Genomic DNA, 6757 nt, shown 5'->3' with positions numbered 1-6757 from the left:
GGTCCCGGCGGACCGACCGACCACCGGTCCGCCCCCGGCCGGCGGCTCCACACATCACGATCCAAGTTGCCTAAATGCTTTAGGCAGATCCATAATCTCTTTCGCCGAAGAGGAGAAGGATTATGGTTCGAGTGGGGCTGACCCCCGAGCGCCTGACGCGGGCGGGCGCGGAGCTCGCCGACGAGGTGGGCTTCGACCGGGTGACCGTCTCGGCGCTCGCCCGACGGTTCGACGTCAAGGTCGCGAGCCTGTACTCGCACGTGAAGAGCTCGCACGACCTCAAGACCAGGATCGCCCTGCTCGCGTTGGAGGAGCTGGCCGACCGGGTCTCCGCCGACCTCGCCGGGCGGGCGGGCAAGGACGCCCTGGCCGCCTTCGCGAACGCCTTCCGCGACTATGCCCGCGAGCACCCCGGCCGCTACGACGCCGCCCGGTTCAGACTCGACCCCGAGACGGCGGCCGCCGGCGCCGGCGTCCGGCACGCGCAGATGACGCGCGCCGTCCTGCGCGGCTACGGCCTGTCGGAGCCGGACCAGACGCACGCGGTCCGGATGCTGGGCAGCGTCTTCCACGGCTACATCAGCCTGGAGCTGGCCGGCGGCTTCGGTCACACCGCCGTGGACCCGCAGGAGTCCTGGCTCTGGACCCTGGACTCCCTCGACGCCCTGCTGCGGAGCCGGGGCACGTCCTGACCGACGGGCGACCTCGCCCCGCCGGTACCACCCGCCGCACCCCGCGTACGCCGGCACCCCCCGGACGCCCCGTGCACCGGCGCCGCCCGGACCACTCGTACGCCTCCCCCGTACGCCTCGTACGCATTGATCAACAGGCTGGACAGAACCATGAGCACCGAGCACGGCTGGACCACCACGCCCATCACCGCGGACCTCCTGCGCGGCTTCCTCGACCTGGAGCCGACCGCGCGCGGCCTGCTCCCGCACCGGCTGCCCGCCGCCGCACGCCGCCAGATCCCCGACGAGCAGCTGGCCATGGCCGAGGCCCAGCCCTCCGGCGTACGACTGGTCCTGCGCACCCGGGCCACCGCCATCGAGCTGGACACACTGCCCACCAAGCGCGCCCACCGGGGCTTCCCGGCCCCGGCGGACGGCGTGTACGACCTGCTGGTCGACGGCCGCCTCACCGACCGGGCCACGGTGACCGGCGGCAACGTCCGCACGATCACCGACATGGTCGCCCAGACCTCCGAGCTGAGCGAGGGGCCGGTCGGCACCGCCCGGTTCACCGGCCTGCCGGCCCGGGACAAGGACGTCGAGATCTGGCTCCCGCACACCGAGATCACCGAACTGGTCGCCCTGCGCACCGACGCCCCCGTCGAACCGGTGCCGGACCGCGGGCGCCGGGTGTGGCTGCACCACGGCAGCTCCATCAGCCACGGCTCCAACGCCACCCGCCCGACCGCCGTCTGGCCGGCCCTGGCCGCGGCCCGGGGCGGGGTGGAGCTGATCAACCTGGGGTTCGGCGGCGGCGCCCTGCTCGACCCGTTCACCGCCCGGGCCATGCGGGACACCCCCGCGGACCTGATCAGCCTCAAGATCGGCATCAACATCGTCAACGCCGACGCGATGCGCCTGCGCGCCTTCGGCCCCGCGGTGCACGGCTTCCTCGACACCCTTCGCGAGGGGCACCCGACCACGCCGCTGCTGGTCGTGTCCCCCGTGCTGTGCCCGGTCCAGGAGGACACCCCCGGCCCGCTCGCGCCCGACTTCTCCGGCGGCACCCTGAAGTTCAGGGCGACGGGCGACCCGGCCGAGCGCGCCGCCGGGCGCCTGACGCTCAACGTCGTCCGCGACGAACTCGCCCGGATCGTCGGGCAGCGGGCGGCCGACGACCCGAACCTGCACCACATCGACGGCCGCGAGCTGTACGGCGAGCAGGACCACGCCGAGTTCCCGCTGCCCGACGGGATCCACCCCGGCCCCGAGGGGCACCACCGCATCGGCGAGAACTTCGCACGGCTCGCGTTCGGCCCGGACGGCCCCTTCGCCACCGGGACCGACTGACCGTCCGCGAGACCGGCCGACCGGTCCGCAGGACCGGGCACGGAGCCGCGGGCCGGGCACGGGAACGGAGCCGCGGACCGGGGCCGACCGGACACGGAGCCGGGGGCCGGGCACGGACACGGAGCCGGGGACCGGGGCCGACCGGGCACGGAGCCGCGGACCGGGACCGACCGGGCACGGAGCCGCGGACCGGGGCCGACCGGGCGATCCGCAAGGCCGGTCACCCCGCGGACCGGCCGGTCGTCGGCCCCGCGGGCCGCCCCGTCGTCACGGCTTCCCGCGGTTCCTCACAGCTCCTTGGCGGGCCAGTCCAGCAGCCGGGCCCCGATGACCGCCGTCTGCAGGGTGTAGCGGTGCATCGGGTCGGACGGGTCGGACCCGGTCAGCTGGTGTATCCGCTCCAGGCGGTAGGTGAGCGCCCGGACGCTCAGCGACAGCCTGCGGGCCGTCTCGGCCGCCACGCAGCCCGCGTCGAAGTAGACGGCGAGCGTCTTCAGCAGGGGCACGGCGCCGCCGCGGGCCTGCTGGAGCGGACCCAGTTCGTTGCGCACCAGATCCGCCATCGCCTGCCGGTCGCGGGTCAGCACCGGGTAGACCAACAGGTCCGCCGAGTGCAGCACCGGGTCCTCCAGGTCCATCCGGTCCGCGAGGTCGAGGGCGTCGAGCGCCTCGTCGTACGAGTGGACGACGCCGCCGGGGCCCTTGTGCGGGCGGCCGATCGCGACCCGGCCGCCGTCCGTCGCCGCGTGCGCCTGCTTGGCGAAGTACCGCAGGACGTCGGGCTGGCTGCCCGGCGCGATGCAGACCAGCCGCCCGTCCTTCGTCGTGATCAGGATCTTCCGGCCGCTGAACCGGGCGAGCAGCGCCGCCTCGACCGTGCGCGGCACGGAGTCGGTCTCCGTGTACGCCTCCGGGCCCGTGGCCACCGCGACCGCGTGGGCGCGCGAGAGCCGCAGCCCGAACCGGGTGGCCCGCTCGGCGAGCCGGCCCAGGTCGCTGCGCCCGTACAGCAGGTCGTCGATGAACTCGCGACGCGCCGCCTCCTCCCGCCGCACCGTCAGCCGCTGGGCCCGCTCGAAGCCCTCGGCGAAGGCGTCGACGGCCTGCTCGACCACGGCCAGCACCGATTCGGTGGCCGTCGCGTCGGCCGTGGCGCCCAGCGGCCAGGAGGTGCGGGTCGCCGCGAGGTGCATGCCGACCAGGGCGCGCAGCTGGTACCCGGCCTCGGCGGCCTCCCGGCCCAGCCGACGGCGGTCGTCCAACTCGTCCCGGGTGAGACGGCGGCCGGTGGCGGCGGCCTCGGCCAGGATGTGGACGTAGTCCCCCAGACATTCCTCGGGGATCTCCGGCTCCGCCACGCGCTTCTCCTCCAGTCCTGACGCGACTTTGACAATCGCTCAACGCATATCGGGTGATGCCGGTGACCGGCATCAAGGACGAGTAAAGATTGCCGGACTCCGGCAGTGCGACACCGGCCCCCCGAATGGCACGATTCCGTCAGCACCACAACGGGGGAACACGGGGGAAATCGGGGGAAATCCCGGCTGCCGCGACGCCGCTTCACGCTGCTCACGACAGCCGGGACCGCCGCCGCCCGCCCGAACCGGAAAGACAGCAGGGGGAGGAACGATGCGGGAGTTCCTGAGCGCGGCGACTTCCTTTCCAGCCGTTCCGTTCGGCGCCGCCCTGGCCGTCGTCGTCTTCTTCTGGCTCCTGGTACTGGCCGGGGCCGCCGATCACCACTCCTTCGACGGGGACCTCGACACCGACGTCGCCGGGATCGGCGGGATGCCGGTCACCGTCACGGTGTCCGTGCTGGTCGTCGTCGGCTGGTTCACCAGCCTCACCGGCACCGTCCTGATGCACCGCAGCGGCACCACCGGGCTCGTCCGGGCCGGATTCGCCTGCGCCGTCTTCGCCGGGGCGCTGCTGATCGGCTGGATCGCGACGCGGGGCTTCGTGCGCTGCTTCCGCCGGCGCTTCCCGGACGAACCCCCGCCGTCGCGGCAGGACTTCCTCGGCCGGGTCTGCACCATCCGCACCGGCTCCGTCAGCTCCGACTTCGGCCAGGCCGAGGTCGTGGCGGCCGACGGGTCCACCGCCATCGTCCAGGTCAGACTGGCCGGACCGGCGGACGGCGCGGCCCTCGCCCCGGGCGGTGCGGGTGCCCTCACCTCGGGCAGTGCGGGGCTGCTGTACGCGTACGACGACGCGGGAGAGTTCTTCTGGGTCTCGGCGTACGACAAGGCCCTGGATCCGGGACCGCCACCGCCACCACGACCACGCACGGCGCAGCGCACGGGCGCGCGCCGCACCCCACGCCGCACCGGCTGACCCGACCGGACCCGCGGCACCGCCCGCCGAGTCCCGTCGCGCCCGCCGCGCGGTGAGCCGCCCGGCGCCCCGTCGCGCCGCCGGCCCCGCCGCTCCACCTTCTTCATCACCAGCCGCCAAGGACTGTCATGGATGCCATCACCTTGGGCTTCGGCGTGCTCGTAGCCGTCGTCCTGCTCATCGCCGTCGCCCTGCTCTTCGTCATCACCCGGCTCTTCCGCAAGGTGGAGCAGGGCAAGGCGCTGATCATCTCCAAGACCAAGAAGGTCGACGTCACCTTCACCGGGGCCGTCGTCCTGCCGGTGCTCCACAAGGCCGAGAGCATGGACATCTCGGTGAAGACCATCGAGATCCGCCGCACCGGGCGCGAGGGGCTGATCTGCCAGGACAACATCCGCGCCGACATCCACATCACGTTCTTCGTCCGGGTCAACAAGACCGTCGAGGACGTCATCAAGGTCGCCCAGGCCATCGGCACGGAGCGGGCCAGCGACAAGGTCGCGATCCAGGAGTTCTTCGCCGCGAAGTTCTCCGAGGCGCTGAAGACCGTCGGCAAGCAGCTGGACTTCGTCGACCTGTACACCAAGCGCGAGGAGTTCCGGGACCGGATCATCCGGGTCATCGGGACGGACCTGAACGGCTACCACCTCGACGACGCCGCGATCGACTTCCTGGAACAGACGCCGATGACGCAGCTCGACGGCGCGAACATCCTGGACGCGCAGGGCATCCGCAAGATCACCGAGCTGACGGCGATCGAGCACGTGCGCACCAACGAGTACCAGCGCACCGAGCAGAAGGAGATCACCCGGCAGGACGTCGACGCCCGCGAGACCATCCTGGAGCTGGAGCGCCGGCAGGCCGAGGCCGAGATCAAGCAGCGCCGCGAGGTCGAGACGTTGCGGGCCCGCGAGGAGGCCGCCACGGCCAAGGTCCAGGAGGAGGAGCGGCTCGGCGCGCAGGCCGCGTTCATCCGCACCGAGGAGCAGCTCGGCATCCAGCGCGAGAACCAGGCCCGGGAGATCGCCGTCGCGCAGAAGAACCGCGAGCGGGTCATCGCGGTGGAGAACGAGCGGATCGAGAAGGACCGGCTGATCGAGGTCATCGGCCGCGAGCGGCAGACCGAGCTGAACCGGATCGCCGCGACGAAGGAGGTCGAGGCCGAGCGCCGCGAGGTCGCCGACGTGATCCGCGAGCGGATCGCCGTGGACCGCACGGTCGCCGAGCAGGAGGAGTCCATCAAGACGCTGCGGGCCGTCGAGGAGTCGGAGCGCACCCGCAGGTCGGTCATCATCGCCGCCGAGGCGGAGGCCCAGGAGAAGCTGGTCAAGGACATCAAGGCGGCCGAGGCCGCCGAGGCCGCGGCCTCCCACCTGGCCGCCGAGCAGCTGACGCTCGCCGAGGCCCGGCTGAAGACCGCGGACCTGGACGCGCAGGCCAAGCTGCGGCTGGCCGAGGGCATCCGGGCGGAGTCCGCCGCGCCCGGCCTCGCGGAGGTCCAGGTGCGGGAGGCGGAGGCCGACGTCATCGAGAAGGCCGGTCTCGCCGAGGCCGAGGCCACGTCCGCCCGGCTGAAGGCCGAGGCGGAGGGCGCCCGGCTCAAGGCCCTCGCCGAGGCGGAGGGCACGCAGGCCCAGGCGGTGGCCGACGCCGCGATGATCGGCGAGAAGCTGAAGGCCGAGGCGGCGGGCCTCACCGAGAAGGCCGCCGCGATGGCGGCGCTGGACGACGCCTCGCGCGGCCACGAGGAGTACCGGCTGCGGCTCGCCGCGGAGAAGGAGATCCGGCTGGCCGGGCTCGACGTGCAGCGGCAGGTGGCCGAGGCCCAGGCGACGGTGCTGGCCACCGGCCTGGAGAACGCCGACATCGACATCGTCGGCGGGGAGTCGGTCTTCTTCGACCGCCTGGTCTCGGCCGTCTCGATGGGCAAGGGCCTCGACGGGTTCGTGGAGAACTCGGACACGGCGAAGGCCCTCGCCGGTCCGTGGCTGAACGGCACCTCGTCGTTCACCGAGGACCTGACCCGGATGGTCGGATCGGTCTCGACGGGCGACGTCCGCAACCTGACGGTGTCGGCGCTGCTGACCCGGATGATGCGGGCCCCCGGGGCCGGGGTCGCGCCGGGGCAGGTGCAGCAACTGCTGACCGCCGCCCGGGAGCTGGGGCTCGCCGACGTGCCGGTCTCCGCGGTGAGCGGGGCTCTGGCGGCGGGCGGCGCGTCCGCGGTCGAGACGCCCGTACCGGCGGGGGCCTCCGTACCGGTCGAGGCCGCGGCCTCGGGTGACGCGTCCGCGGTGCCCGCGGCCCGCAACGGGACGCCGGTCGCCTAGGCGAGGACCGCGCTCGCCGAGGCCCGGCTGAAGACCGCGGACCTGGACGCGCAGGCCAAGCTGCGGCTGGCC

5 protein-coding genes are annotated in these 6757 nt (G+C 73.3%); 4 read left to right on the top strand and 1 reads right to left on the bottom strand.

What is annotated here, in order from left to right; all coding sequences use genetic code 11:
• Window positions 1-122: 122 nt before the first annotated feature.
• Both EAO76_RS00355 and EAO76_RS00350 read left to right on the top strand, forming a co-directional pair.
• Window positions 123-692, top strand: a complete 570-nt coding sequence (locus EAO76_RS00355) for a TetR/AcrR family transcriptional regulator (RefSeq protein WP_148832040.1) — start codon at window positions 123-125, stop codon at window positions 690-692.
• A gap of 150 nt (window positions 693-842) precedes the next feature.
• A complete protein-coding gene (locus EAO76_RS00350) occupies window positions 843-2021 on the top strand; it encodes a GDSL-type esterase/lipase family protein (protein WP_148832038.1) in 1179 nt (392 codons plus the stop codon).
• Between the two features lie 287 nt (window positions 2022-2308).
• Here the strand turns inward: EAO76_RS00350 and EAO76_RS00345 are convergent, their stop codons facing one another.
• Window positions 2309-3379 carry a CdaR family transcriptional regulator gene (locus tag EAO76_RS00345; RefSeq protein WP_148832035.1) on the bottom strand — a complete coding sequence of 357 codons (1071 nt, stop codon included), beginning with the start codon at window positions 3377-3379 and terminating at the stop codon, window positions 2309-2311.
• Between the two features lie 271 nt (window positions 3380-3650).
• On the opposite strand from EAO76_RS00345, the gene EAO76_RS00340 reads away from it, so the two are divergent.
• On the top strand, window positions 3651-4355 hold the full coding sequence (locus EAO76_RS00340; RefSeq protein WP_148832033.1) for a hypothetical protein: 705 nt from the start codon (window positions 3651-3653) through the stop codon (window positions 4353-4355).
• A gap of 128 nt (window positions 4356-4483) precedes the next feature.
• A complete protein-coding gene (locus EAO76_RS00335) occupies window positions 4484-6685 on the top strand; it encodes a flotillin family protein (protein ID WP_148832030.1) in 2202 nt (733 codons plus the stop codon).
• Window positions 6686-6757: the final 72 nt, after the last annotated feature.

It is taken from the genome of Streptomyces sp. sk2.1, assembly GCF_008120935.1.
Taxonomy (GTDB): Bacteria; Actinomycetota; Actinomycetes; order Streptomycetales; family Streptomycetaceae; genus Streptomyces.
Note: the sequence above shows the minus strand (reverse complement) of the source record. Positions and strands in the feature narration are given on the sequence as shown.

Coding starts and splice junctions, on each gene's coding strand:
- EAO76_RS00355 (WP_148832040.1), top strand. CDS start 123: ATGGTTCGAGTGGGGCTGACCCCCGAGCGCCTGACGCGGGCGGGCGCG.
- EAO76_RS00350 (WP_148832038.1), top strand. CDS start 843: ATGAGCACCGAGCACGGCTGGACCACCACGCCCATCACCGCGGACCTC.
- EAO76_RS00340 (WP_148832033.1), top strand. CDS start 3,651: ATGCGGGAGTTCCTGAGCGCGGCGACTTCCTTTCCAGCCGTTCCGTTC.
- EAO76_RS00335 (WP_148832030.1), top strand. CDS start 4,484: ATGGATGCCATCACCTTGGGCTTCGGCGTGCTCGTAGCCGTCGTCCTG.